The following is a 26,440-nucleotide window of genomic DNA, read 5'->3' on the forward strand; positions in this document are numbered from 1 at the left end:
ATGTTCGCCGTGGTGCTTTGCCCAATCCTCAGCGCCACTGTTGGCGCGCGGCCATTCGATACCATGCCAGTCTGCTCCCAAGCCGAGGTAAAGGCACTCCGATTCATTACCGTTGGCCGGGCTTCCCTGCATCGGCCCGATTGCAACACCACATCCCCGTTGTCAGCGCCACTTCGCCTTGACTTCACGTATTACCGGGAAATCCCCGGTGATGCCTTCGCCAAAGCAGCTCGCAAGATCATCAAACGCAACCTTCCCGCTGTCGCCTTTAAGCGTCTGGCGTCACGCATAGACGCTTTCAATGCTGCCTATCAAACGATTCAGGAAGGCGACCGTTATAGCCTTGATTACCATGCCGATGGCACCCTCGTTCTTCTCCTTAACGGCGAAGCCGTGGCGAGGGAAAAGGGCGACGACTTCGCTAGCGCCTATCTTTCCATCTGGTTTGGTGAACGTCCTTACTTCGATGCACTTAAAGCCGCGCTTATGGATGTCGGCTCCTGAGGGGATTCACCTCATCCCGATATTGCTCCCCGATAGCCACCAGATGCACGGTGCTGATGGCTCTCTCCAAAAAGGCGCCCTGACAGTAACAAAGATAGTAGTTCCACATTCGACAGAAGCGCTCATCGAACCCCATCTCACTGATCTTCGGCAAGGCGGACACAAAGCGCTCCCGCCAATGCCCCAGGGTACGGGCGTAGTCCAGGCCAATATCGTGCAATGCCACCGGGACCAGGCGAGTATGGCGGCGCAAAGCGTCACACATCACCGTGACCGACGGTAGAAAGCCGCCGGGGAAAATGTACCGCTTTATGAAATCCACATTATCCCGCGCGTACTCATAGCGTTGCTCGGGCACCGTGATCGCCTGCAGGAGCAGCATTCCGTCCGGCTTGAGGAGGTGATCCAAGATTCTGAAGTATCCGCTCAGGTATTGATGCCCCACCGCCTCGACCATCTCCACGGAGACCACGCGATCATAAGTGCCGGTCAGTTCCCGATAATCGCGCTCCAGCACTTCAATGCGGTTTTCCAGGCCGGCCTTTTTTATTTCCTCACGAGCGTAATATGCCTGTTCCCGGGACAGTGTCGTGGTCGTTACCCGGACGCCATAATGACGAGCGGCATATATCGCCAATCCGCCCCAGCCGGTACCGATCTCCAGCAAGTGCATGCCTTCGCGCAGACGCAGGCGGCGGCAGATCAGATCCAGTTTATGCAATGCGGCGGTTTCCAGGTCCGCCTCCGGGTCGGGGTAGATAGCGCTGGAGTACATCATGCGTGCATCCAGAAACAGAGAAAAAAACGCATTGCCCAGATCGTAATGGGCGGCGATGTTACGGCGCGATCCGTTCACGGAATTACGATTGGCGAAGTGCAGGGCCTTCAACAGCGGCTTGGCCAGTAGTGCCGTCCCGCTTTCCAGTGACCGGATGACGTTCACGTTGGCCGCGAAATAGCGCATCACCGCCACCAGATCGGGGCTATCCCAACCACCATCCATATACGCTTCCGCTGCCCCCAGCGCACCGCCGGTCATCATCCGGCGATAGCAGTCCCAGTCGGAAATATGCAGGCAAGCATCGCCGTTGCCGAAGCGCACCAGAGCACCATCCGGCTCATAAAGAGAAAGACCACCGGCAGGCAGAGCCGCCAGCCGCCTGTGCACCAGCTTGCGCGCCACTCTCTGCAGCCAGGTCGGATGTCGCATCGTCAATGCCTTATCCGCGTCCATCATGGCTGTTTTCCTCTTCTCTCAACTCACTTCGCCCGGGATGGGCGTGAAACGGCACCCCTTTTCGCCATAACTTCCAGGCCTGCCAGTAGATGCCCGCCATGGTCCTCAGACTCTGCGCGCCAAAGCGGTAAATGATCCTCGCCATGGCACCGGCATCGGCGTCGAGCATGCGCATGTTCAAGCCAGCGGCAAACACGACCCGATCATCGTCACGGTCTTCCAACGTTAAGCGCAGATCGGGAAACAACGCGTGAAGACACCAGTGATAACGCAGTGCCATGGGTAAGAATGGAGAAACATGGAAGGTCTTGTCGTGACAGGCGGTCTGGCCTTGCGCGGCGGAGATCAACGGCAGCGGGTAAAAATACCGTTCATGCCAGGGCGTATTCCTCACCTCCGCCAGCATCGCCGCGGGGCGATCAGCGCCAGGAGGAAAGTGTATATACAGCACCAGTGGATTGAACACAGCGCCGAAAGTGCGCCATTGTCCCAGCATGAAGACCCGGCCCGACGACCAGTCGAGCCCATGTATCAGAGCCTGTTCACGTACTTTTTCTCCCAGCGGCCGGTCCCGGCCATCGACAAAGTCCCGGTCCCGGAATGTCACCGGGCGCCAGCGCCGCCCCCACAACTTCTGCCGCCGCAACAGCCGATCCGGTTCGTCCACATTGCACCACACCAGCCATAGCGGATACTGGAAGGCATGCGCCACCGGCTCCGGGCGACGGTGCCAGACGTGGCCGCGAGCCAGCGCGAAATCCGGAATCATGGATTCCCCCCGCAGCGGTCAAGCCCCTCAACCACGTCCAGAGCCGATACCACCCCGTCCTCGTGGAAGCCATTACGGCACCAGGCGCCGCAAAACCAGGTTCGCCGCTTGCCGTTGCGCTGCAAAAGACGCTGGCGTGCGACGAGCCCTTCCGGGGTGAACACTGGATGGCGAAATACCTGGCGGTGCAACACCGCTTCCTCGCGAATCCGGTCGCCCGCGTTCAGTGTCACACAGAATGTTTCCGGCGAAGTCAGCCCTTGCAGCAGGTTCATGTTGTAGGTCACTTGCACCGGTTCGGTATCACCCGCTTTCCCCAACAATGCGTTCCAACTGGACCAGGCCCGCCGCCGGCGGGGCAACAAGCGGGTATCGGTATGCAGCACCACATCATTGGCCTGATAGCGCAACGCATCCAGGCATGTCTTCTCCAGCGGGTCCGCATCCTCCAGTATTCTCGACACCTGGTCGCTGTGACACGCAAGAATTACCTGATCGAAGCGGCGACATCTTTCTTCCCCCGCCAGCTTCAGGCCCACCCCTGTGGCATCGCGGCGTACCGATACCACCGGGCGCCCGGTAACCCATTGCGCCGGACATGTTGAACACAACGCTCGCACGTAGCTGCGGGAGCCGCCTGGGATAACGTACCATTGCGGCCGACCGCGCAATGACAGTAAGCCGTGATGCTCAAAGAAACGCACGAAAAAGCGGACCGGGAAAGCCTCCATTTGCGCCAGCGAGCAAGACCAGATGGCACCGCCCATGGGTAGAATGTAGTGCCGCCGGAAAGCATCGCTGTAACCGCGTTCCCGCAAGAACGCCCCCAGTGGTTGTTCGCCTCCCGGCTCGGCCAGCAACGCCGGAGCCTCCCGATTGAAGCGCAGGATGTCACGCAACAGGTTCCAGTGCCGGGGGCGAGCCAGGTTGGCGCGCTGTGCAAAGAACCCTCCCAGGCCATCACCGCAATATTCCAGCCCGGTGTGCGAATCGGACACCGCGAACCCCATGCGGGTCGGTTGGCGCCCTATTCCCAGCAAGGTCAGCAAGGCTTCAAAATTCGGGTAAGTACGGTCATTGAATACGATAAAACCCATGTCCACTGCGTAATCACCGTGGTCACGGCGCACGTCCACGGTATAAGTGTGTCCGCCCAATTGCACTTCCGCTTCGAAAACCGTGACCTGATGACGGGCACCGAGGTACCAGGCCGCGGTCAATCCGGCAATGCCGCCGCCGACAATGGCAATACTCTGACTCATGCCTTACGCTCCCCGGCCTGCTGGCTCCAAGCGTCACGCGCGGCACGAAACGCCGCTTCCACACGTTGCTTGACCCCCTCATGTGGCACCAACGGAGGCGGATAGTCCCCGGTCAGTAATGGCTGCTTCCAGGGTTCATGGATAGCGTTGTTATCAAGCTCCGCCAGCTCGGTGACATAGCGGGCGATAAAACGCCCTTCCGGATCGAACCGCCGGCTCTGCCGCACCGGGCTGAAGACCCGGAAATAAGGCGCCGCGTCGGTGCCGGTGGACGCGCTCCATTGCCAGCCGCCGTTGTTGGCGGCGAAGTCTCCATCAATCAGATGTTGCATGAAAAACCGCTCCCCCCTTCGCCAGTCAATAAACAGATGCTTGGTCAGAAACATGGCGGTCAGCATGCGCAGGCGATTATGCATCCACCCGGTGCTCACCAGTTGCCGCATCGCCGCGTCGACCAGCGGATAGCCGGTACGCCCATTACACCAGGCTGCAAAATGCGCTTCATTGTCATTCCAACGCAGCAGCCGCGTTTCCGGACGGAATGGCGCCCCCTTCGCCAATGCCGGAAACCGGTGCAGAATTTGCCGGTAAAAATCCCGCCACGCCAGCTCGCCGATCCAGGTCACCGCGCCTTCCCTGGCCGCCGGATCCCGCATCGCCATTCGCGCCGCCCGCCACGCCTCCGCCGGTGCCAGGGTGCCGGCGGACAACGCCACCGACAGTTCACTGGTGGCCGTCTCCGCGGGCACATCACGCAACCTCTTGTAATCGCCGATATGCTCCTCAACGAACACCTTCAACCGCCGCACGGCGGCGTCTTCTCCTGGCAGCCAGAGTGCTCTCGGCGCCTGCCCGAGCGACAGCGCCGATAGCGCCCCGTCCACCGTGTCATGCCCGACAAAGCGGCCCCGCCGTCTCGGCCAGCGCGGCGCCTCCGCCACTTGTGGACCGTATTCTTCCATCCACTGATCCCAGCGTCGCTTGTACGCCGTGAAGACCGTGTAAGGGGTACCTTTGCCCGTGTTCAAGGATCTTGGCGGCACCAGAACGCCATCGTCGAAGCCATGGATACGGACCCCTTCCGCCTCCAGTTCGCGCGCGACGGCCCGATCCCGGTTCAGTTCATTCAGCGGGTACTCGCGGTTGCAAAACACATCGGTAATGTTGTGTTGGCGAACAAAGTCCGTCACCACCCCCACCGTGCCCTCAAAGTCACCGCCGTCGATCACATGCAGATCAACGCCACGCGAGGCCAGCGTATGTCCCAGCTCCAGCAGACTCTCCAATACGTACCAGCGGCGCAGCGGCGCAACCCCGTGCCGGTCCCATTGACCCGGACACAATACATACAAGGCGATCACCGGCTCACCAGCCGCCAATGCCCGCTGCAGGGGGGTGTGACTGTGACATCGCAGATCGTTACGGAACCAGATCAGACGCATGGTCCGCCCTCCCCGCCGCCATGGTCGCCGACCAATCGCTCATCGCCCCGGCCACTTCGGCGAAACCGCCCGGGCAGCGCGTCAGCCACTCCGGTGTGCGTAACTCCCCGGTCAGAGCCGGCCCGCAGCACCATAGCGCGAGCCCGGAATCCGGCATGCGCTCGGGCCACAACCGGTTACTCTGTCGTCTCCCGGGGTGCTCCCCGAGCACCCAGAGCAAGCCGTCCAAATGGGAATGGCTCAACCAGGCCCCGAGCTCCGCGCCCGCCACCGGCAGCACCAAAGTCCATACCGGCACTTCTGACAAAGCGGCCTGAAACATCGCCGGCAGGGGATCCCCCACCGCCATCACCAGCCAGCCGTGTTGACGGCGACTGGGAGCGGCCGCCAACAGTGGGCCGGACAATTTCTGCCGCAAAAAGCTGTCAAACAGGGCACGGGCGGCAATACGTCCCGGCATTTGCAGATGCGACCGCAACGGCTCACACCAGCCGTTCACTACCTGCTCCAGTGGGTAGTCACCGGTCAGCCGGCGGAACAACTGTTCCAGTCGGCGGACGTTGAGGTCATCCAGAGCCACCCGGGCCTCTTCCATGGCCTGGTGCCAAGGCCCCGTCACCGCCCCGGGGGCCTCTCCCCGCTCCAGCACAGCACGTACCTGACTGATCGGCAGCCCCCGGTCGAGCCAGGCGAGAATAGAGCGGATGCGGGCCACGTCCGCTTCGTTGTATCGGCGATGTCCCCGCTCTGTCCGGGCCGGACGGATCAATCCGTAGCGCCGCTCCCAGGCCCTCAACGTCACCGGGTTCACACCGCAACGCCGGCTCACCGCCTGGATCGTCAGCCTCTCTTTCGTGTTCATAACCGGTTCCTCAAACCCAGGGCATCCGGATACGGGCGCAGATACTCCTGGGTCGCCAGATAAGGTTGCTCCACTTTGCTCTGAGCGCCCCTCAGCATCGTCATCGGCACAACCAGAGGAACTTCACCGCGCTGATAGGCCTCGATCTGCTGATGAATCAAGCGGCGATCCTCGGCGCTCAGCGCCTCGCGCAGAAAGCCGGTCAGGTGCAGCATGGTATTGACGTGGCTGCCACGTGACACTCGCCGCGCCAGCGCCGGCATCACCTGGGTGATGTATTCCTCCGCGATCACCGGCAGAGGCTGACGCTTGAGATCGGACAATAGCGGGCCCACCCGCCGGTAGGTGGACTGACAGTGCGCCAGCAATTGAAACTTGTGACGACGATGGAAGGCCAGCAACCCTTCCGCGGTGAGCCCACCCTCCTGCAAGCGGCACCAGTCGTCATAAACGAACACCCTCTCAACGAAGTTTTCACGCAGACCGTCGTCATTCAGCCGCCCTTCCTCCTCCAGCGGCATCAGCGGAAACCGCCCCGCCAGCGCCGCCGCGAACAGCCCGCTGGCATCCCGCCTCGCCACCTCACCATCGGCGCGATAGACCCTTATTCGCTCCATGCCGCAACTGGGTGACTTGGCCATCAATACAAACCCTCTGAGGTGCGCGAGGTGTTCCAGCTCCTGGTCAATAAAGCTGTGCATCAGCGCGGTGAAATCCTTTTCCCCGCGCGTGGCGCGCAGCCGGATCTGACCATCGATCTCCACCAACCGCATGGCCTGACGAGGCGCGCTCATGCCAGCGCCCATCTCCGGACACAAGGAATGAAACTGGAAGTAGCGGCCCAGCACCTCCGTGCAGTAACGGGAGTGCTTATGCCCACCGTCGTGGCGTACCGGGCTGCCCAGCAGGCAGGCACTGATCCCCACGGGGATGCGTCGATCCTTGGTGTCTCCCGGATGCGCGCTCATGGTTAGGCTCCGTTCGCTTTCTTTGACCTGTACAAGAATGCCGCTCTGTACAAGTTTCAACGAGCCGTGATGAAGGCACCGTGAAGATCCGTGAACGCCACCGGTCAGGCTGACGTCGGGAGTCATTCTCGGGGTTGCGTCAGTGGCAACCCGAAGAGTGGTTACCATGGGCGTCGAACCAAAAAAAACCCCGGGTACCGCAGTCGATACGGCCCGGGGTCCTGAAGGAAGCCAGGAAATGAGCCCGGCAAGGCCGGGCTCCGTGTCATCAGCAGGTATTCATGCGATGTTGTTCACGCGGCGCGCATTGCGGAACAATTGATCCATCTCCCCTTCGTAGTAAGCCTCGACGCGGGGATTCATGACCTTTTTCCACAGCGGCGGGAACAGCGCCAGCACGTACATGGCGGCGTAACCACCTGGCAATTGCGGGCTTTCCTCATAGTGGCGCAGGACCTGATAGCGCCGCTTGGCGTAGGCATGGTGGTCACTGTGGCGCTGCAGTTGGAACAGGGCCAGATTGGTGAGGAGGTAATTGGAGTTCCAGCTATGCGCCGGGGTTACCCGCTCATAGCGGCCATTCTCCTGAACCCGACGATGCAGGCCATAGTGCTCGATGTAGTTGATGACCTCCAGCGTCAAGGCGGCAACGAAGCTTTGTGCCAGGAAGAACAGCACACCCTGCCAGCCGAAAGCAATTCCGAAAGCCACCGCGAACAGAGCGGAAATGCTGTACCACCAGATCAGCTCATTATGGATGCTGACGTTCTTTTTGCCCTTACGCTCCAGATATTGCTTTTCCAGCTTCCAGGCATTGAGGAAGTTGTGCTTGATGGCGCGCGGCAGAAAACTGTACAGCCCCTGGTTGTACTGGGATGAGGAGGCATCCTGCGGGGTGGAAACATGGACATGATGGCCGCGCACGTGCTCCACCTTGAAGCCGGCATAGGTCACCGAGGACAGTAGCAACCCGCCCATCCAGTTCTCCAGTTTGGGATCCTTGTGGACGAATTCGTGGCCCAGATTAATGGCGATGATGCCACCCACGGTGCCAATGGACACAATCCAGCCCAGTTTGCCGAACCAGCTGTAGTCATTGCTGATGAACACATGACCGGCATAGAACAACACGCCCAGCCAGATAAAGCCCATCAGAAACAGAAAGAACGTGTAGATGCGCTCCTCGCTCAGGGAGGGCACCTGAACCTTCTCATCCGGGTTGGAGGGATCCTTGCCGATTAAGTAGTCGAGCAACGGCACGATGCCGAACACGACGAAATAGATGAACCAGGCCCAGTAGTCCTGGGTGCCGGCCTCACGTCCCACATGGACGCTGAACGGCAACAGCGGCAGTACCGCGGCCCAGAACAGGAGATAGCCCCACTTTTTTATTTTCAACATGGTGTCGGACGACATTTTGGCGAACATGATCGGCCTCGCTAGTGACAGTAACAGTCTTCGATGGCAACGTTAGCACGATTAACTCAATTGTCAAACAATTCAATTCGTGACACATCCACCCATAATGGCGATAATCGCTGCCATCAAAAGGAGCCCTTTATGACCTTGAGAGCCGTGAGCCTCAGCGAGCAGATCGCCGACCATCTGGCCGAGCAGATTGTCCGCGGCGAGCGAAAACCGGGGGAGAAGCTGCCGGAGGCGGAGCTGGCAAAACAGCTTGAAGTGAGTACCAACTCACTCCGAGAGGCCTTCAGACTCTTGGAGAAGCAACATTTGATCGAACTCCAGCCGCGCCGCGGCGCGCGGGTTTGCGAGGTCAGCGAAAGCGAGGTCCGCGATCTCTACGACTTCCTGTTTCTGCTGCTCTCCCGTCTGGCGGCCCAGGCGGCCAGCAATTGGCAACCGGGTCAGATCGAGGATCTCGCTGCCATGCTGCCGGACTTCCAGCGCTGCTACGATCAAGGCGACGTCCAGGGCGGTCATCAGCTGGCCTTCCGTTTCGTCGAGATCGCCACCGACCGTTTCGCCAACAACCGCTACCTGGCGGCCGACATCACCGACCTGATGCCCTTGTTGAAGCGGTTCTCCTTCATCGCCCTGCAAGAAGAAACCACCGAATTCGATGTGTCCTTGCGAATCTTCCAGCGGCTGCTGGAAAACGTACTGGCGCGGGATCCCGAGAAGGCCGCGGCGGACATTCGTGAGTATGGCGAGAATCAGTGCCGTATCGTGCTGAGGGCGGTGGCCAAGCGGGAACTTTGACGCGGAGTGGGCGGAGCCCCCCCACCTCTTCCACACAAAACCCACACAAGAGTCTCATTTAGGCTGTCCATGCTGTCCCCGACCTAACCTGCGAGGGGAACCGACATGACCATTCGCCTGCTTGCCACGCGGCCCGGTGCCGCACCCCGCAACGCCCTGCCCTGGGCTTTGCTTTGCCTGGCCGCGCTGCTGTTGTCCGCCACCGCCCACGCTCTGCCCCGGGATACTCCGGAGGAACCGGGCAGCGGCGTGTTCCTGATGTTCGATGACGATGGCCAGGAGATGCCCGCAACCCTGCTCTCCACTGACGTGGACATCCGTATCAGCGGTCCGGTGGCCCAGGTCACCCTGGTGCAGTCGTTCCAAAATGAAGGCGCGCTCTTCAGCGAGGGGCGTTATGTGTTTCCGCTGCCGGAACAGGCGGCGGTCACCGGTATGACCCTGACGGTGGGCGAACGCCGTATCGTCGGTGAGATCCAGCCGAAACAGGAAGCCAAACGCCGCTACCAGCAAGCCAAGAGGGACGGCCATCGCGCCGGGCTGGTGGAGCAACACCACAGCAATCTGTTCACCACTTCCGTGGCCAACATCGCTCCTGGCGAACGCGTCGAAGTCACCTTGCACTACAGCCAGACCGTGGATGTGCAGGGCAACGACTTCCGGCTACGGGTGCCGATGACGCTGACGCCCCGTTACCAGCCCGAGGGCGGCGAGAACCTGTCCGGCCCCTTCCATTCCCCGGATAGCAGCGCCGCCCCCAATATGGCCCGCCTGCGGGTGGAACTGGATGCCGGCCAGTCGATTCTGCCGCCGGACAGCGGCAGTCACGATCTGGACGTGGACGGCGCCCGCGGCCTTTATCGGATCCATCCCAGCGACGGCCTGGTAGCCATGGATCGGGATTTCCTGCTGCATTGGCGCATCGCCAACGCCGGGCAAAGCCGCGGCAGCCTGTTCGTGGAGACGGTGAATGGCGAACACTACGCGCTGGTAATGTTGACCCCACCCTCGCAGCCTTCCGCCACCCGCGCCCTGCCCCGGGAAACCCTGTTCATTATCGATACCTCCGGCTCCATGAGCGGCGCTTCCATTCGCCAGGCCCGCGCCAGTCTGCTGGAAGCGCTGGCGCATCTGCGTCCTGGCGATCGCTTCAATGTGATCGAATTCAACAGCGTCCATCACGCCCTGTTCGAAGCGCCCAGCCCCGCCGACGAGGTGCACTTGCAGCAGGCGCGCCGCTTTGTCGCCGGCCTGGAAGCCAGCGGCGGCACCGAGATGCTGCCCGCTCTGCACACCGCTCTGACCATGCCCACCGATGCCGAATACCTGCGCCAGGTCATGTTCATCACCGATGGCGCGGTGACCAATGAGGACGGCATATTCAGCCTGATTCACCGGCGCCTGGGCTCGGCCCGTCTGTTTACCGTCGGCATCGGCTCCAGTCCCAACAGTCATTTCATGCGCAAGGCGGCACAGTTCGGCCGCGGCACCTTCACTTATATCGGCAACTTGCAGGAAGTGTCGAAAGCCATGAATGACCTGTTCGTGAAGCTGGAAAACCCGGTGATCCGCGATGTCCAGCTGACACTGCCGCCGGGCGTGGAGGCGGAAGTCTGGCCGCGCCGTATTCCGGACCTGTACGCCAGTGAGCCGCTGCTGCTGACACTGAAGCTGAATCGCGTTCCCGAGTACCTGACCTTGACCGGTCTCACACCCGCCCCCTGGGAACAGACCCTGCCACTGCCCGAAGGACGGCAACACCCCGGCATCGCCCGACTTTGGGCCCGCAACAAGATCGAGGCGCTGAACGACCGGCTGGCGCTGGGCGAACCGGAAGAAGTGATCCGTCCGCTGCTCACCGACGTGGCACTGGAGCATTCGTTGATGAGCCGCTACACCAGCTTCGTGGCGATCGAGCGCACTCCTTCCCGCCCGCTGGACGAGCCGTTGATCCGGGAGGACATCGCCAACACCCTTCCCGATGGTCTGGCGTGGCCTGCTACCGCCACCGGCGTGGACCGGCTCTGGCGCCAGGCCGTGGTACTTGCCCTCACCGGTCTGCTGCTGATACTGGTGTTCCGCCGGAGACGCCACCGTGGCTAGGAGCGAGCGTGTGCTGTTGGGGTTGGTTCTGGGCTTGCTGATACTGGTGGCGGGCAAGGCGAGTTGGATCGAAGCCAAGGCCTGGGTGGCCCAGGCGCTGATCGCCCGGGCCTGGGAGCGCACCCTGGCCGAAGGCGGTCACCATCCCCCCTGGCCCTGGGCGGACACCTGGCCGGTGGCACGGTTGACCGACAACAACGGCAAGGATCTGTATATCCTGGAAAGCGCCAGCGGCCAGGCCCTGGCGTTCGGCCCCGGCCGGATGGCGGCAACTGGCGGCGGTTGGGTGGTGGCCGGACACCGGGACACACACTTCCGCTTTCTGGAGGGCTTGGAAAAGGACGACCGGTTGAGCTTGCAGAAAGCGGACGGGGGCTGGACCCGCTACCGGGTGGCGGCCACCAAAGTGGCCGACACCCGCCGGGACAGCCTGCAACCCCCAGAGGACCCGCAAGCGCTGGCGCTGGTGACCTGCTATCCCTTTGACGCCAGCGCAGCGGGAGGGCCGCTGCGCTATGTGGTCAGGATGGAACCGGTGGCCCGTGCGGAATCGGTGGTCAGCGCGGAAACACTCAGCGGCCGAGGATATCCCGGGCGATGATTTCCTTCATGATTTCGCTGGTACCGCCGTAGATACGCTGAATGCGGGCGTCCACGTAGTCCCGGGAAATCGGATATTCCTTCATGTAACCGTAACCGCCGAACAATTGCAGACACTGGTCCGCCACCTTGCCCTGAAGTTCCGTGGTCATCAGTTTGGCGATGGAGGCATTGGTGGTGCTCAGTTCACCTCGGCCGTACTGATCGATGCACTGGCTGGTGAAGGCTTTGTTGACCTCGACCATGGCGTGCAGATTGGCAAGCACGAAGCGGGTATTCTGGAATTTGGCCACCGATTGCCCAAACGCCTGGCGCTCCTGAACGTACTCAATGGTCCGCTCCAGCATGCCCTCGCAAGCGGCCACCGCGCTTAGCGCCAGAATCAGGCGCTCGCGGGGCAACTCGTTCATCAGGTTAAAGAACCCTTTGCCCTCTCCGCCAAGAATCTGGTCCGCGCCAACGCGTACGTCCTGGAAAAACAACTCCGAGGTATCCGCCGCGTGATGGCCCATCTTTTCCAGATTACGGCCACGGGAGAACCCCGCGGTGGTGGCGTCCACGGTAAACAGCGTCACGCCCTTGGCGCCGGCATTGGGATCTGTTTTGGTGGCCAGGACGATAACGTCGCTGTGCTGACCATTGGTGATAAAAGTCTTCTGACCATTGATCACATAGTGGTCGCCGTCTTTTTCCGCGCGGGTTTTCATGCCTTGCAGATCGGAACCCGCGCCGGGCTCGGTCATACCGATGGAGCCCACCGCCTCCCCGGTCACCATCTTCGGCAACCAGGCCTGCTTCTGCTCCTCAGTGCCCAGGTGCAGGATATAAGGGGCAACGATATCGGAGTGCACGGACAGGTTGGACGCCAGGGCGCCAAACCCCAAACGGGAAGCCTCTTCCACGATCACCGCGGAAAGCCGGAAATCGGCGCCGAAGCCGCCATAAGCCTCCGGCACGTCAACACACAGGAACCCGTTTTCACCTAACTGGTTCCACAATTCGCGGGGAAACTTCTCTTCTTTCTCCCACTGATCATAGTGCGGCGCGACTTCCTTCTCGAGGAACTTGCGGACGTTATCGCGGAATAACTCAATTTCGTTTTGGTCAAGCATGACTCACCTGTTTTGTAACCTGGCCATCTGAAAACGGGGCCCTCCCGGCCCCCGTAATGGGTACCCGAACCACCCGGATACCGCAAAGGACATACCGGCTCGCCGGAAAGCGCTCCATTCTAAGGCGTGATGCTTCAGGATAACACTTGACGTAGCGTCAACCTGAAGACTTGGCGGTTGCCGCCCACGCGACATTTTTTACCTATCCTCCGCCTTCCCATCACGGCCCCGCCTCGTCCATTCCGCCGATTGTCACCGGGCAAATCTGGACAGCACCGTCACCGCCATGGATCATCTGCCGTTTCCCGAATCGGCAGGACGGAGCGTTCATGGCCAAACTGTTTCTGGTACGTCACGGCCAAGCGGCCTTCGGCGAAGACAATTACGATCAGCTTTCCGAGCTCGGACACCAACAGGCACGCTGGCTTGGCGAGTATTTCCGTGAACGGGGCGTCACCTTCAAGCGGGCCCTTGCCGGCGGGTTGATGCGGCAACAGGACACCGCCAAGAGCCTGCTCGCCGCCACCGAAAACCCGCCGCCTCTGGATACCCATCCCGGCCTGGATGAATACGATGGTCATGCGCTTTATACCAGCCATACCGGCAGCGCCGATGTGGCCGGCCATCAAAAACGGGACGCGGTGGACTACTGGCGCACTTTTCGTGGAGCCTACCAAGGCTGGGTGGACGGCACCCTTGTCGGAGAACACGAGAGCTGGGCCGATTTCGGTGGTCGTATTCAGCAGGCATTGAGCACGTTGTGCACAGGTTTGTCCCGGGAAGACAATGTTCTCGCGGTCAGCTCTGGCGGCGTCATCGGCACCACCATTGCCGGCCTTTTACAGACCGCGCCGCGTTCCGCCATCGAATTGAATTTCCAGTTCCGCAACAGCGCGTTCTGCGAGATCATCGTCGGCCGTTCCGAATGGCGGCTTTCCACATTCAACGCCCTTCCCCACCTGGATCGCCCTGACCGGCGTGACGCCATTACTTTTGTTTGACGGCTGGCCCCTGCCGGCAAATCGTCGTAACAGACGATAACCGGTTATGGCTTTGTCGATAGGGTAAGGACGGCCAGACCCGCCTTTTTACCGCGGGTTATTCACCTTTTTTGGGAGGTCGTCCATGCGTCTTTCGCTTGTCGTTCTACGTCCGATCCTACTGGTGGTTATGTTCGCCGGCATGGCCGGCGCCCACGCCACCACCTTGCGTTATGCCACCGGCTACCCTCCGGGATCCCTGCCCGCCGTGGCGGCTGAAAACTACGCCAAAGCGGTGGAAAAATATTCCAGCGGTGATCTGAAACTACGTGTTTTCGCGCTGTCTCTTCTCAACGCTTCGGAAACTTCCGATGGCGTTCGCGATGGTATCGCCGACGGCGGCTATTTGCTGACCGTGTATTTTCCCGCCATGTATCCGCATACCAATCTGGTCAACGAATCCTCCATGCAACTTCTGCTATTCGACGAGGACGAACTGAACGGCAAAGGCGCCTTGGCTTACGAAGGCGCCATGACGGAATTCACTTTCTTCAACTGCCCTGAATGCCTTGAAGAATACGAAAAGCAAAAGCAGGTCTATACCGCCAACGCCGCCAGTTCCAGCTATGGATTGCTGTGCAACAAGCCGGTCTCCAATCAGGAACAACTCAAAGGCAAACGTCTTCGGGTAGCCGGCTCTCACTGGTCCCGCTGGTCCGAGCACTTCGGCGCCACCTCCATGTCGCTGACCATCAACGATACACTCGAAGCACTGCATCAAGGTGTTATTGACTGCACCATCGCCTCAGCACCTGAGCTGATCAATCTGGGACTGATCGAAGCCGTCAGCGATATCACCATGAGCGTGCCCGGCGGCGTCTATGCTGGTGCCAACGCCGGCAGTTTCAATATTGATGTCTGGCGCAAACTGGACGAGAAACAACGCCAGGCCATTCTCCGGGCCGGTGCCCGCTTTACCGCTGAAACCCCCTGGAGCTATCTGCAGCTTGAGAAAGAAGCACTGGAAAAAACCGAAGAAAAAGGCGCCACACTCCATCAAGCATCACCGGATCTGATGGAAGCCAGCCGCGAATTCATCAAGCAGGATCTCAACACCATCATCGACTACTACGCCAAGAATCACGGTGTCGAACGTGGTGAGGAAATGCTCGATACCTTCCGCGGTCTTCTCAAGAAATGGGTCGGCCTGGTACAGGATGTGGATAGCCTCGATGAGCTGGAAACACTGTACTGGAACGAGGTTTTCTCCAAAGTGGACGTGTCCAGCTACGGCATGAAATAACTCGATAGCACAGAAAAAGGTGACTGATTATGGCGATAACAAAAAGTGTCACCCGTGCTTTTCTTTTGGCAATGCTCCTGATTGGTTTCGGTCAGGCCAGCGCCTCGGAAACGTTGAGACTAGCACTGGGCTATCCGCCGGGTTCAAAGGCCGACGAGGTCATGCAGAAGTACGCCGAAACGGTAAAACAATATACCGACGGCAGTCTGTCAGTGAAGGTGTATCCGATGTCATTGTTGAGCGCTGCGGAAATTTCCGACGGTGTGCGTGACGGCATCGCCGATATCGGCGTCATGTACACGGTGTACTTTCCGGCCATGTACCCTCACACCAATCTCCTCAACGAATCCGCCATGCAACTTCTGTTGCTGGATCCGGAAAAACTGAAAGGCAAGGCGGCCATGGCATTCGAAGGGGCCATGTCGGAGTTTACTCTGTTCCACTGCCCCGAATGCCTGGAGGAGTATGAGAAACAAAACCAGGTTTATACCGCCAATGCCACCAGTATCAGCTACGGCCTTCTCTGCACTTCTCCGGTAACCAATGAAAAGCAACTGAAAGGCAAACGAATCCGTGTCGCCGGTTCACACTGGTCGCGCTGGGCCAAGCACTTTGGCGCCACTCCAACGTCCCTGACCATCAACGAAACTCTGGAGGGGCTGAGCCAGGGCGTGATCGACTGCAGCATCACTTCCCCGGTGGAATTGATCAACCTCGGTCTTGCCGAAGTGGTAACCGATATGACCCTGGCTATTCCCGGCGGGCTCTATGCCGGCGCCAGCGCCGCCGGTTTCAACAAGAACGTGTGGCAAGGGCTGACCGAAAGTCAACGCCACGCCATACTCCGCGCCGGAGCCTCCACCACCGCGTTGTCTCCCTGGAGCTCGCTGGAGCAGGTTCCACAAGCCTTGGAACTAGCGGAAAAGGAAGGCATTAAACAGCATGACCCCGACCCCGCTCTGGTTAAGGCGACCCGCGAGTTCGTGGAACAGGATATGAACACCATCGTCAACTATTACGCCAAAAACCACGGCGTAAAACGCGGCAAGGAAATGCTCGATTCCTTTCACGACGTTCTGGTCCGCTGGGTTGATCTGGTTCAAGACGTCGACAGCCCCGAGGAACTGGAAAAGCTGTATTGGGACGAGATCTTTTCGAAGGTGGATGTGGCGACCTATGGCATGAAGTAAGCCCATTGGCGGCATATGAAAAGCAGAAAAAGGCCGGCATCACAGCCGGCCTTTTTTTCAACAAAATTACTACTTTTCCGGCCTCACACTCACCGAGGCTTTGAGGGAATTGGCCACGAAGCAGTTACGGTGGGCGCTTTCGTGGAGGCTGCTCAGCGTCGCCTCATCCACCTCCTCACCTTCAAAAACCACTTTCGGATGCAGCACCACCTCGGTGATGGACATACGGCCTTCCGCATTCTTATCCACCACCCCCTGGGGCCGGTCCACATAACTGAGCACCCGCAGTTTCTTCTTGGCGGCGATGGAAAGGAAAGTAAGCATGTGGCAACTGGACGTGGCGGCGATCACGGCTTCGTCCGGGTTCACCCGGCTATGGCAACCGTAGTAGTCCGGCGATGCCGACGCCTGAACCACCTCGCCACCGGCGAACGTCCATTCATGATCACGAGGAAAGGTTTCGTACTGGAAATCCGCACCCGGCGGCAAATGCCAGGCAACGCTGGCGGTGTACTCGGTCATGGTCACTCCTCCCTTTGGCCCTCTGAACAAGCTCCAGTTTAACCATGCCCCCGGTCGAGGTTCCTGGCAAGTGATCAAGATCAATGCCGGCCGCGAAAACGTTACCCCAGGCTCTCATCCTGTAGCCCTTCGGCCACCGCCCGTGCCACCCGGCGGCTGTAGAGCAGGGCGCAATGGCCGAGGTAGGGCACATGCACGGAGCGTTCAGCTCCGTCCAGCAAGGCACTTGAGGCCGGCAGGATAAAGTTGTCCATGGTGGAGTAAATCACCTGGTAGCGGGCCCCGCCGGGGCAAGCTCCGCCTTCTTCCAGCTCCTTGATGAAAGGACTGTCATAACGCATCTGAGCAGCAGCGCCACGGGGTGCGAACAGTGCCGAGATACGCGATCCGCGATGGGGACTGCCCAAGGTGATGACCCGATCCACCTTACCGGCCAACCCCAGATTTTTGAGCGCATAGCGGGCCAGGGGGCCGCCCATGGAATGGCATACCAGATCGGCTTTCTCCGCCCCGGTCAGGGCCAGGATGCGGTTTACATGATCCGCCACTTGTTGGGCCAGTTTGCGCGCGTTGATGTGGGGTGGGGTATAACTCACCGAATACACATTGGCCCAGCCGCGACGGCGCAACCACCATTGCAGCCAGAGAAAATTGGTGCTGTTGCCACCGTACCCATGGACCAGAATGATCGGTTTTTGCCCTTGCTGACGGGAGCGCTGCGGCGACGCGTCCTGGACCAGCCGCAATGGATAGCTGAGCACCAGCACCGTCAGACTGATGGCCTCCCGCGCCACCGCCAGTAAAGCGGGCAGGGGGCGCAATGCTGTTTCCCGATCCGCTGGCGTGGGGGAGGGGAAAGCACGCCGGTCATAGTACCAAAGCAGATAGAACACCAGGGTCAGAGCGCCGGGGATAAGCATCAACACCAGCAACAAGCAGAAAATCCAGGACATACGGGCCTCTCCTTTCGTTCCCGGCACCCCCGGTACCGGATCCATTCCGGCAAACTACGCGCCCCCGGCGCCCGGCTCAACGCGATACTGGCACCGGCGTACCGCCGGCGGTCATTGACATGACCGCGGCGGGGATGTCATGGCAAACTGGCTGACCTTTTCGGGAAGAGCACGAACGAGAACAATATGAGCGACACCGTCATAGTCAACGAAGTGGGCCTGCGTGATGGCCTGCAAAATCAGCCCGTCACCGTGGACACCGACACCAAGGCGCGCCTGGCCCGCCTGCTGGTGGACGCCGGTGTCCGCTATCTTGAGCCGGTCAGCTTCGTCAGCCCGAAAGCGATCCCGCAGATGGCCGACGCCGCCGCGCTGACGCCCCGGTTACCGGCCGACGAAGGGCTGCACTACACCGCTCTGGTGCCCAATCTGAAGGGTTATCAGCTGGCCCGGGATGCCGGTTACCGCACCGTGGCACTGGTCCTGTCCACCACCGACACCTTCAACCAGCGCAACCTGAACATGAGCCTGGAGCAGGCCGCCGCCAGTTGCGAGAGCATCATCGCCGCCGCCCGTGAAGACGGCGTGGCCACCCGGACCTACATTTCCGGCGCTTTCGCTTGCCCTTACGACGGTCCGGTGCCGGTCAGCCTGCCGCAACAGCTGACCGGGCGCATGTTCGCCGCCGGCAGTGATGAGGTCGCCATCGCCGACACCATCGGCGCCGGCAACCCGAAACAGATGAAGGACATCATGACGCCGCTGATCCGTGAATACGGAGCCGACAAGTTCTTTGTCCATCTGCATGACACCCGCGGGCTGGCCGCGGCCATGGCCTGGGAGGCAGCGGACCTGGGCGTGCGCCGCTTCGACGCCTCCGTGGGCGGTCTCGGCGGCTGTCCGTTCGCGCCCGGCGCCACCGGCAACATGGCCACCGAGGATCTGGTCTATCTGCTGGAAAGCTGCGGCCTGAAAACCGGTATCGATATCCAGGGTCTGCGTGAAGTGGTGACACTGGCGGCGGAAGCGACCCAGCGGCCGCTGGGCGGACGGATTCTGGAATGGATGGCGTCCCAGGAGAAGCGCGGCAAAACCCCCTGCCTTTGGTAAAATTCCTGGAAAATGAGGCCAATATCCGCAAATTTCATTAAAAATGCGGGCATTGGCCTCAAAAAGGAACGATCCCGCTAATGCAGCTGAAACAGAATCTTCAGCAACTGCACCCCAAGCAACACGATCAGCGGACTTAAATCCAGGCCTCCCATATCCGGCAGCAAGCGACGGGCCGGCGCCATGATCGGCTCGGTGATCTGTACGATCACCCGTACCATCGGGTTATACGGATCCGGGGCGATCCAGCTCAGGATCACCCGGATCAGCACCATCCAGAATACGTAGTTGAGGATCAGCGACGCCAGCTCACGCAAGGTGTAGATCAATAACTGGGGCCCCAGACCGGAAGGCAGGGAGCCGTAATGGATGGCGCTAAGCACCAACACCTTGGCGATGATCAGAATCACCACCAACACCAGCGAGGCAATGTCCAGACCGCGCCAACCCGGGATGATCCGACGCAACGGCGCCAGCAGGGGGTTGGTGGCGCGCAGTACGAACTGGGAAATCGGGTTGTAGAAGTCGGCCCGGGCCAGCTGCAGTACAAAGCGGGTCAGAACGATGAAAATATAAATGCTGAACGCCACATTGATCAGGAAGATCGCGGCACCCTGGGGGTTCATAGGCTCTCCGGCGGTGTCATTTGGCGAAAGAGTATTGGGGCAAATCGGCGTGAATTCAAACCGGATCGATGGGGGAGGTGATTGGAAGGAGCCGGCACCCTGGGATCGGGGGTGCCTCATCGTTGCAGGAAATTTCCACGGAGGAATCTACACAAGGCCGTGCCCGCCATCCATGGCGTGGCGCCGTGCCGGTCGGAAAGCCCGGCCTGGCCATCCATGGCCAGTCGTAAATCACGCTGCGAAGCATGCTTCGGCGGAGGAGCCTACACAGGCCGTGCCCGCCATCCATGGCGTGGCGCCGTGCTGGTCGGAAAGCCCGGCCTGGCCATCCATGGCCAGTCGTAAATCACGCTGCGAAGCATGCTTCGGTCGTGATTTACCCAGCCAGTTCTTCGGAGCGTTCGCGGGCGGCGGCGACGGCGGCCTGGACGTGTTCGCGGAAGCCGGCTTCCTCGAAGACTTCCAGGGCGGCGGCGGTGGTGCCGCCGGGGCTGGTGACACGCTGGCGCAGCACATCCGGGCCCGCCTCGCTGGTGATCGCCAGTTGCGAGGCACCCCAGGCGGTCTGCAGCACCAACTGACGGGCGGTGGCGGCGTCCAGGCCCTGGGCCTTGGCGGCGTCGATCAGCGCTTCCATGAGCAGGAAGAAATAGGCCGGACCAGAGCCGGAAACGGCGGTCACCGCATCCAGCGACTGCTCATTATCGAACCAGAACGTCAGACCCACCGCCCCCAATACCTGGGCGGCCAGGGCTTTCTGGCTGTCATCCACGCCCTCGGCGGCGTACAGGCCGGTGGCGCCGGCCTGCACCAGCGCCGGTGTATTCGGCATGCAGCGCACGATGGGCACGTCCTCGCCGAGCCAGGCACGCAGGTTGGCCACGGTGACACCCGCGGCGATGGAAATCACCAATGGCCGCCGCTCCGCCACCACGGAACGCAAATCAGCGCATACCGACGCCATCATCTGCGGCTTCACCGACAGCACCAGGGCATCCACCCGCTGGGCCACTTCCAGGTTATCCGTGGCCACGTGGACGCGATGTTGCTGGGACACTTCGTCGAGGCGATCCCGGGAGGGGTCGCTCATCCAAATACGGGCGGGGCGAATGCCCTTGGCGATCATGCCTCCGGCCAGGCTGGTGGCCATGTTGCCGGCGCCGATGAATCCGATTAGCTGTTGTGCCATGCGTTCCTTCCCATGTTCAGTTCCCGCCGTGGTCATACCGCGGGGTTACTCGCCTTGGGCGGGCGCGGACCGAACAGGGCGGTGCCCAGGCGCACGATGGTGGCGCCTTCATCGATCGCCACCAGATAGTCCGCGCTCATGCCCATGGAAAGCGTATCAAGGGCCGGCATTGTATTGCGCAATTGTGACAGTGTCATGGCGAGTCGACGAAAGGCTTCCCGGCCGCCATCGGCGGCGTCCGCCCGGGGAATCGCCATCAGACCGCGCAAACGCAAGCGCGGCCATTGCTGGAAGCGGGCGGCGAGGGCAGGGACGTCCGCCAGCGCCACACCGCTTTTGCTGTCTTCCGCATCCACGTTCACTTGAATGCAAACATTCAATGGTGCCAGCCCTTCGGGACGCTGGGCATTCAGACGCTCGGCGATCCTGGCCCGGTCCACGGAGTGCACCCAGTGGAAATGGGCGGCGATGTCCCGGGTCTTGTTGGACTGGATCGGGCCGATGAAATGCCAGGTCAGGTCCCGATCCGCCAGCGCCCGGATCTTGTCCAGCGCTTCCTGTAGATAGTTCTCGCCAAAGTCGCACTGGCCCTGATCCGCCAGCGCGGCCACCTCCCCGGCCGATCGCGTCTTGCTGACCGCCAGCAGAGTCACCTGCGCGGGCTCCCTGCCGGATCGGCGACAAGCGTCGTCAATTCGTGCGCGAATCGAGGTATATGGTGTTTCACTGTGCTTCATGATTGAACGGTGGGCATCCAGGGGTTAGTTTATGACTGATACTTTTTACTGAGTGTTCCGGTCATCGGGTTTTCGGGGGTCGACCGGAACGAATCACACAACACTATATAAGCAACCCATGGATATCACCGAATTGCTCGCCTTCAGCGCCAAGAACGGCGCTTCGGATTTGCACCTGTCCGCCGGTCTGCCGCCGATGATTCGCGTGGACGGCGACGTGCGCCGCATCAATCTGCCGCCCATGGAGCACAAGGAAGTGCACTCGCTGATCTACGAGATCATGAACGACAAGCAGCGCAAGGACTACGAGGAGTTCCTGGAAACCGACTTCTCCTTCGATGTGCCCAGCGTGGCGCGTTTCCGGGTCAACGCCTTCAATCAGAACCGGGGCGCCGGCGCCGTCTTCCGGACCATTCCCTCCAAGGTGCTGAGCATGGAGGAACTGGGCATGGGCAAGGTATTCCAGAACATCGCCTCGTTGCCACGGGGCATCGTGTTGGTCACCGGCCCCACCGGCTCCGGTAAGTCCACCACCCTGGCGGCGATGATGGACTACATCAATAACACCCGCTACGAACACATCCTCACCATCGAGGACCCGATTGAATTCGTCCATGAATCAAAGAAATGTCTGGTCAACCAGCGGGAAGTGCATCGGGATACCCACGGCTTCGCCGAAGCCCTGCGCTCGGCACTGCGGGAGGACCCGGACATCATCCTGGTGGGGGAGATGCGGGATCTGGAGACCATCCGGCTGGCACTGACCGCCGCCGAAACCGGTCACCTGGTGTTCGGCACCCTGCACACCACCAGCGCCGCCAAGACCATCGACCGGGTGGTGGACGTGTTCCCCGCCGAGGAGAAGGCCATGGTCCGCTCCATGCTTTCCGAATCCCTGCAAGCGGTGGTGTCGCAAACGCTGATGAAGAAAAACGGCGGCGGCCGGGTGGCGGCCCACGAGATCATGATCGGCACCCCGGCGATTCGAAACCTGATTCGCGAGGACAAGGTGGCGCAGATGTATTCGGCGATCCAGACCGGCGCCTCGGTGGGCATGCAGACTCTGGATCAATGCCTGCAAGGGCTGGTGCAGCGCGGACTGGTATCCCGCGAAGTGGCCCGGGAAAAAGCCAAGAACCCGGACTCAATCTGAACGCAGCGGTGAGCGCCCATGGAATTCGAAGATCTGCTCAAACTGATGGTGCAAAAAGGCGGCTCGGACTTGTTCATCACCGCCGGTGTTCCACCAAGTATGAAAGTCCACGGCAAGGTGGTGCCGGTTACCCGTAACGCCCTGACCCCGGACATGACCCGGGATCTGGTGTTCGGTGTGATGTCGGAAAAGCAGCGCAAGGAGTTCGTCGACCAGCACGAATGCAATTTCGCGCTATCCTCGCGGGGCATTGGCCGCTTCCGTGTGTCCGCTTTTTACCAGCGCAATCTGGTGGGCATGGTGTTGCGGCGCATCGAGACCAAGATACCCGACGCCGACGAACTGCGGCTGCCGCCGATCATCAAGGACCTGGCGATGACCAAGCGCGGCCTGGTGATCTTCGTCGGCGCCACCGGCACCGGGAAATCCACCTCCCTGGCGTCAATGATCGGCCACCGTAATCGCAACTCCAAAGGCCATATCATCTCCATTGAGGATCCGATCGAATTCATCCACCAGCATCAGGGCTGCATTGTCACGCAACGGGAAGTAGGCCTGGATACGGACAGTTTCGAGATCGCCCTCAAGAACACGCTGCGACAGGCACCGGATGTGATTCTGATCGGTGAGATCCGCAGCCGCGAAGTGATGGATTACGCCATTGCCTTCGCCGAAACCGGCCATCTGTGTCTGGCCACCCTGCATGCCAACAACGCCAACCAGGCGCTGGACCGGATCATTCACTTTTTCCCCGCCGACCGTCACCGGCAGTTATGGATGGACCTCTCCCTGAACCTGCGCGGCATTGTCGCCCAGCAACTGATCCCGACGCCGGACGGCAAGGGCCGCCGCGCCGCCATCGAAGTGCTGCTGAACACGCCACTGGTGGCGGACCATATCCGTAAAGGCGAAGTGCATTTGCTCAAGGCGCTGATGGGCAAATCCCGGGAGCAGGGCATGCAGACTTTCGATCAGGCCCTCTATGATCTTTATGATGCCGGCGAAATCACTTACGAGGACGCGATTGCCCACGCCGACTCCCCCAACGATCTGCGCCTGATGATCAAGCTCGCCAACGAAACCGACGCCTCCAGCCTGGACCACGCCACCCGTGGCCTGAGCATCGAGGACTCGGACTGATTTTTCCTGCCTCGGCGGTCTCGAAGACCGCCTTTTTTTATGGCCGCCGTCCATGGCGGCCACCCTGCGGGCCGTCACTGAAGCGACGTTAAAAATCGTTCCCGACGATTTTTTATGGCCGCCGTCCATGGCGGTCACCCTGCGGGCCGTCACTGAAGCGACGTTAAAAATCGTTCCCGACGATTTTTTATGGCCGCCATCCATGGCGGCCTATCGCCGAAGCGGGGCTTGGAGCATTGGCCTCAGGCCGGTTCAGTGAGGGTCCCGTTGCGATAATCCTGCAGGGCCTGCTCCAGCTCCTCCTGCGTGTTCATCACAAAGGGGCCGTACTGGGCCACCGGCTCACCCAGCGGGCGGCCCGCCAACAGCAGCAACCGGGCACCGTCCCGTCCGGCGGCCAGGGTGACCCGGTCACCGTCAGTGAGTACCGCCACATGGTCCACCGCCACCGTCTCTTCCGCCACCGTCACCGCGCCTTCGAACAGATACAGGAAAGCGTTGTAACCCGGCGTCAGCGGTACCGTGACGCTCTCGCCGGGACGCAAGATCACATCCAGGTAAAGCGGGTCGGTACTGCCACCGTGCACCGGCGCGGTGAGAGACTCACCGGCAAGGTCCACTTTCCCGGCAATCGCCTTGATCTGTCCGCCAGTCGGCAGGTCCAGCCGCGGTATTTCGCGATCCTGGATATCGCGGTAGCCGGCGGGTTTCATTTTTTCCGCCGCCGGCAGGTTGATCCACAGCTGGAACCCGCGCAGCAAACCGTCTTCCTGCTGGGGCATTTCCTCGTGGATGATGCCTCGGCCGGCGGTCATCCACTGCACACCGCCCTGTTGCAGATCACCCTCGTTACCCAGGTGATCGCGGTGGCGCATGTGACCTTCCACCAGGTAGGTGACGGTCTCGAATCCCCGATGAGGGTGGGGCGGAAAACCGGCAATGTAGTCGTCCGGGTTATCAGAGGAGAACGCATCCAGCATCAGGAACGGATCCAGACGCACCGCCGGGTTTTGACCCAGGGCGCGCTTGAGCCGCACGCCGGCGCCGTCGGAGGTTTCCATAGCCCGGATGGTATGCAGCACTTGTCTGTCTTTCATGTTTCCTCCTCGCCCCTCGGGGCTGTAGAGCCTGTTCATGATCTTTACGCCGCCGCGCCGGAGTTCCCTTCTCACCTGGTAGAAAGTGTCATCAGGTCGTGATTCCGATTGTGCGGTGTAGTCAATCTACATAAACAAGCGTAATTGCGGCCTGATGGCACTCTCCACCTAAAGAAAGTGGACCCGGCCCTTCGGGTTGCGCTGAAATAGCCGCCAGAGGACGCTGCGGCCTTTAACTTTGGACCCACCAGAGCCTGCAGTCCGCAACGCCCTCTGGCGGCTTTTCCAGCGGCAACGCGGCGGTGTAAAGATCATGAACAGGCTCTCATGGTGCCCAGGATCAGGCGCCACGTACTTCCCGCTCGCCCAGCCGTTCACGCTGATGCGGCGCGGTAAAATCCAGTTCCGGCCCGATCGGGATGATCCCATGGGGGTTCACCGTCGGGTGACTGCGGAAATAATGGTGACGGATGTGATCCATATACACGGTCTCCGCCACACCGGGTAGCTGATACAGTTCACGCAGCAGACCGTTGAGGTTCGGGTAGTCACTGATGCGGCGCCGGTCGCATTTGAAATGGGTAACGTAAACCGCATCGAAACGCACCAGCGTGGTCCACAGCCGCAAATCCGCTTCGGTGAGTGTGTTGCCCACCAGATACCGTTGCCGGCTCAACCGTTGCTCCAGCTCATCCAGGGTGTCGAACAGTGACACCACCGCCTCGTCATAGGCCGCCTGACTGGTGGCGAAACCGGCTTTGTAGACGCCGTTATTAACGCGGTTATAGACGGTGTCGTTGATGGCATCGATCTCCGCGCGCAACGCCTCCGGGTAATAGTCACCGGCCCGCGCGCCCAGACCGTCAAAGGCCTGGTTGAGCATGCGGATGATTTCCGCCGACTCATTGCTGACGATGGTTTCTCGCTGTTTGTCCCACAGCACCGGCACCGTCACCCGGCCGGTGTAGTGCGGATCGGCCTTCAAATACAGCTCGTACAGCTTGCTCAGACCGTACAGCGGGTCGCCCGTGGCGCCGTCGAAATCCGTACCCAGCTCCCAGCCATTTTCCAACATCAACGGGTGCACCACGGAAACACCGATGTGTTCTTCCAGCCCTTTCCAGGCCCGCATTACCAAGGCGCGGTGGGCCCAGGGGCAGGCATAGGAAACGTACAGATGGTAGCGCCCGCTTTCCGCCTTGAAGCCGCCCTCGCCACTGGGCCCGGCCTCGCCATCGGCGGTTACCCAGTTGCGGAATTGGCTTTCCGACCGCTTGAAGCGGCCGCCGGTACTGTCGGTGTCGTACCACTTATCCTGCCATTTGCCGTCCACCAATAATCCCATGGTGCTCTCCTTA

At 60.7% G+C, this 26,440-nt stretch carries 26 protein-coding genes; 11 read left to right on the plus strand and 15 right to left on the minus strand.

The features are described 5' to 3' along the window. On the plus strand, positions 1–504 hold the full coding sequence (locus tag CRO06_RS09405; protein ID WP_179746555.1) for a chalcone isomerase family protein: 504 nt from the start codon (positions 1–3) through the stop codon (positions 502–504). Here the strand turns inward: CRO06_RS09405 and CRO06_RS09410 are convergent. From CRO06_RS09410 to CRO06_RS09440, 7 genes are all read right to left on the minus strand, one after another. After that, positions 485–1,741 (minus strand): SAM-dependent methyltransferase, encoded by a 1,257-nt coding sequence (locus CRO06_RS09410; protein ID WP_051414248.1) that lies wholly within the window; start codon positions 1,739–1,741, stop codon positions 485–487. The two genes, CRO06_RS09405 and CRO06_RS09410, sit on opposite strands and share 20 nt — an antisense overlap. Next, complete coding sequence (locus tag CRO06_RS09415) at positions 1,725–2,510, minus strand: DUF1365 domain-containing protein (RefSeq protein ID WP_097058321.1); 786 nt, start codon at positions 2,508–2,510, stop codon at positions 1,725–1,727. Before CRO06_RS09415 ends, CRO06_RS09410 begins: the two co-directional genes overlap by 17 nt. Further along, positions 2,507–3,772 (minus strand): NAD(P)/FAD-dependent oxidoreductase, encoded by a 1,266-nt coding sequence (locus tag CRO06_RS09420; RefSeq protein ID WP_097058322.1) that lies wholly within the window; start codon positions 3,770–3,772, stop codon positions 2,507–2,509. Before CRO06_RS09420 ends, CRO06_RS09415 begins: the two co-directional genes overlap by 4 nt. Then, on the minus strand, positions 3,769–5,214 hold the full coding sequence (locus CRO06_RS09425; RefSeq protein ID WP_097058323.1) for a cryptochrome/photolyase family protein: 1,446 nt from the start codon (positions 5,212–5,214) through the stop codon (positions 3,769–3,771). The genes CRO06_RS09420 and CRO06_RS09425 overlap by 4 nt, the downstream gene beginning before the upstream one ends. Further along, positions 5,192–6,076, minus strand: a complete 885-nt coding sequence (locus tag CRO06_RS09430) for a MerR family transcriptional regulator (protein WP_022997234.1) — start codon at positions 6,074–6,076, stop codon at positions 5,192–5,194. The genes CRO06_RS09425 and CRO06_RS09430 overlap by 23 nt, the downstream gene beginning before the upstream one ends. Beyond that, a complete protein-coding gene (locus CRO06_RS09435; protein ID WP_097058324.1) occupies positions 6,073–7,044 on the minus strand; it encodes a YbgA family protein in 972 nt (323 codons plus the stop codon). Before CRO06_RS09435 ends, CRO06_RS09430 begins: the two co-directional genes overlap by 4 nt. Positions 7,045–7,323: 279 nt before the next feature. Then, positions 7,324–8,472, minus strand: coding sequence for an alkane 1-monooxygenase (locus CRO06_RS09440; protein ID WP_063141420.1), 1,149 nt, complete (start codon positions 8,470–8,472; stop codon positions 7,324–7,326). A gap of 132 nt (positions 8,473–8,604) precedes the next feature. On the opposite strand from CRO06_RS09440, the gene CRO06_RS09445 reads away from it, so the two are divergent. From CRO06_RS09445 to CRO06_RS09455, 3 genes are all read left to right on the plus strand, one after another. Then, complete coding sequence (locus tag CRO06_RS09445; protein WP_022997231.1) at positions 8,605–9,267, plus strand: GntR family transcriptional regulator; 663 nt, start codon at positions 8,605–8,607, stop codon at positions 9,265–9,267. A gap of 105 nt (positions 9,268–9,372) precedes the next feature. Next, positions 9,373–11,370: a VIT domain-containing protein gene (locus tag CRO06_RS09450; protein ID WP_097058325.1), complete on the plus strand. Its 1,998-nt coding sequence runs from the start codon at positions 9,373–9,375 to the stop codon at positions 11,368–11,370. After that, positions 11,363–11,971: a class GN sortase gene (locus CRO06_RS09455; protein ID WP_082439275.1), complete on the plus strand. Its 609-nt coding sequence runs from the start codon at positions 11,363–11,365 to the stop codon at positions 11,969–11,971. The genes CRO06_RS09450 and CRO06_RS09455 overlap by 8 nt, the downstream gene beginning before the upstream one ends. Here CRO06_RS09455 and CRO06_RS09460 read toward each other — a convergent pair. Further along, positions 11,943–13,082, minus strand: a complete 1,140-nt coding sequence (locus CRO06_RS09460) for an acyl-CoA dehydrogenase family protein (RefSeq protein ID WP_055100241.1) — start codon at positions 13,080–13,082, stop codon at positions 11,943–11,945. The genes CRO06_RS09455 and CRO06_RS09460 overlap by 29 nt on opposite strands. A gap of 329 nt (positions 13,083–13,411) precedes the next feature. Between CRO06_RS09460 and CRO06_RS09465 the strand changes: the two genes are divergently transcribed. The 3 genes from CRO06_RS09465 to CRO06_RS09475 all read left to right on the plus strand — a co-directional run bounded on the left by CRO06_RS09465 (position 13,412) and on the right by CRO06_RS09475 (position 16,555). Then, on the plus strand, positions 13,412–14,083 hold the full coding sequence (locus tag CRO06_RS09465; protein WP_063141414.1) for a histidine phosphatase family protein: 672 nt from the start codon (positions 13,412–13,414) through the stop codon (positions 14,081–14,083). 124 nt (positions 14,084–14,207) lie between these two features. Next, positions 14,208–15,365, plus strand: a complete 1,158-nt coding sequence (locus CRO06_RS09470; protein ID WP_244902808.1) for a C4-dicarboxylate TRAP transporter substrate-binding protein — start codon at positions 14,208–14,210, stop codon at positions 15,363–15,365. A 29-nt stretch (positions 15,366–15,394) separates the two neighbouring features. Further along, positions 15,395–16,555: a C4-dicarboxylate TRAP transporter substrate-binding protein gene (locus tag CRO06_RS09475; RefSeq protein ID WP_026948842.1), complete on the plus strand. Its 1,161-nt coding sequence runs from the start codon at positions 15,395–15,397 to the stop codon at positions 16,553–16,555. Between the two features lie 69 nt (positions 16,556–16,624). Here CRO06_RS09475 and CRO06_RS09480 read toward each other — a convergent pair whose 3' ends face one another. Together CRO06_RS09480 and CRO06_RS09485 are read right to left on the minus strand one after the other, a co-directional pair. After that, positions 16,625–17,077 carry an OsmC family protein gene (locus CRO06_RS09480; protein WP_022997224.1) on the minus strand — a complete coding sequence of 151 codons (453 nt, stop codon included), beginning with the start codon at positions 17,075–17,077 and terminating at the stop codon, positions 16,625–16,627. Between the two features lie 101 nt (positions 17,078–17,178). Further along, a complete protein-coding gene (locus tag CRO06_RS09485) occupies positions 17,179–18,030 on the minus strand; it encodes an esterase/lipase family protein (RefSeq protein ID WP_097058326.1) in 852 nt (283 codons plus the stop codon). Positions 18,031–18,216: 186 nt separating this feature from the next. On the opposite strand from CRO06_RS09485, the gene CRO06_RS09490 reads away from it, so the two are divergent. After that, positions 18,217–19,140, plus strand: coding sequence for a hydroxymethylglutaryl-CoA lyase (locus CRO06_RS09490; protein WP_022997222.1), 924 nt, complete (start codon positions 18,217–18,219; stop codon positions 19,138–19,140). A gap of 77 nt (positions 19,141–19,217) precedes the next feature. Here CRO06_RS09490 and CRO06_RS09495 read toward each other — a convergent pair whose 3' ends face one another. The 3 genes from CRO06_RS09495 to CRO06_RS09505 all read right to left on the minus strand — a co-directional run bounded on the left by CRO06_RS09495 (position 19,218) and on the right by CRO06_RS09505 (position 21,692). After that, positions 19,218–19,766: a YggT family protein gene (locus tag CRO06_RS09495; protein WP_022997221.1), complete on the minus strand. Its 549-nt coding sequence runs from the start codon at positions 19,764–19,766 to the stop codon at positions 19,218–19,220. 376 nt (positions 19,767–20,142) lie between these two features. Beyond that, positions 20,143–20,955: a pyrroline-5-carboxylate reductase gene (proC, locus tag CRO06_RS09500; protein WP_022997482.1), complete on the minus strand. Its 813-nt coding sequence runs from the start codon at positions 20,953–20,955 to the stop codon at positions 20,143–20,145. A gap of 32 nt (positions 20,956–20,987) precedes the next feature. Then, a complete protein-coding gene (locus CRO06_RS09505; protein ID WP_097058327.1) occupies positions 20,988–21,692 on the minus strand; it encodes a YggS family pyridoxal phosphate-dependent enzyme in 705 nt (234 codons plus the stop codon). Positions 21,693–21,810: 118 nt separating this feature from the next. Between CRO06_RS09505 and CRO06_RS09510 the strand changes: the two genes are divergently transcribed. Genes CRO06_RS09510 through CRO06_RS19945 form a run of 3 tightly spaced genes read left to right on the plus strand, consistent with a single transcriptional unit; the run spans position 21,811 to position 24,244 of the window. Continuing rightward, a complete protein-coding gene (locus CRO06_RS09510; protein ID WP_022997480.1) occupies positions 21,811–22,845 on the plus strand; it encodes a type IV pilus twitching motility protein PilT in 1,035 nt (344 codons plus the stop codon). A gap of 18 nt (positions 22,846–22,863) precedes the next feature. After that, positions 22,864–23,985 (plus strand): PilT/PilU family type 4a pilus ATPase, encoded by a 1,122-nt coding sequence (locus CRO06_RS09515; RefSeq protein WP_022997479.1) that lies wholly within the window; start codon positions 22,864–22,866, stop codon positions 23,983–23,985. A gap of 52 nt (positions 23,986–24,037) precedes the next feature. Then, a complete protein-coding gene (locus CRO06_RS19945; protein ID WP_143247737.1) occupies positions 24,038–24,244 on the plus strand; it encodes a hypothetical protein in 207 nt (68 codons plus the stop codon). On the opposite strand, the gene CRO06_RS09520 is transcribed toward CRO06_RS19945, so the two are convergent. Then, entirely contained in the window at positions 24,228–25,082 is an 855-nt protein-coding gene (locus CRO06_RS09520; protein ID WP_022997478.1) for a pirin family protein, read from the minus strand. The genes CRO06_RS19945 and CRO06_RS09520 overlap by 17 nt on opposite strands. A gap of 340 nt (positions 25,083–25,422) precedes the next feature. Beyond that, positions 25,423–26,427 carry a glutathione S-transferase family protein gene (locus CRO06_RS09525; RefSeq protein WP_026948839.1) on the minus strand — a complete coding sequence of 335 codons (1,005 nt, stop codon included), beginning with the start codon at positions 26,425–26,427 and terminating at the stop codon, positions 25,423–25,425. Between the last annotated feature and the right edge of the window lie 13 nt (positions 26,428–26,440).

It is taken from the genome of Alloalcanivorax xenomutans, from assembly GCF_900217905.1.
In the GTDB taxonomy this organism is placed as follows: domain Bacteria; phylum Pseudomonadota; class Gammaproteobacteria; order Pseudomonadales; family Alcanivoracaceae; genus Alloalcanivorax; species Alloalcanivorax xenomutans.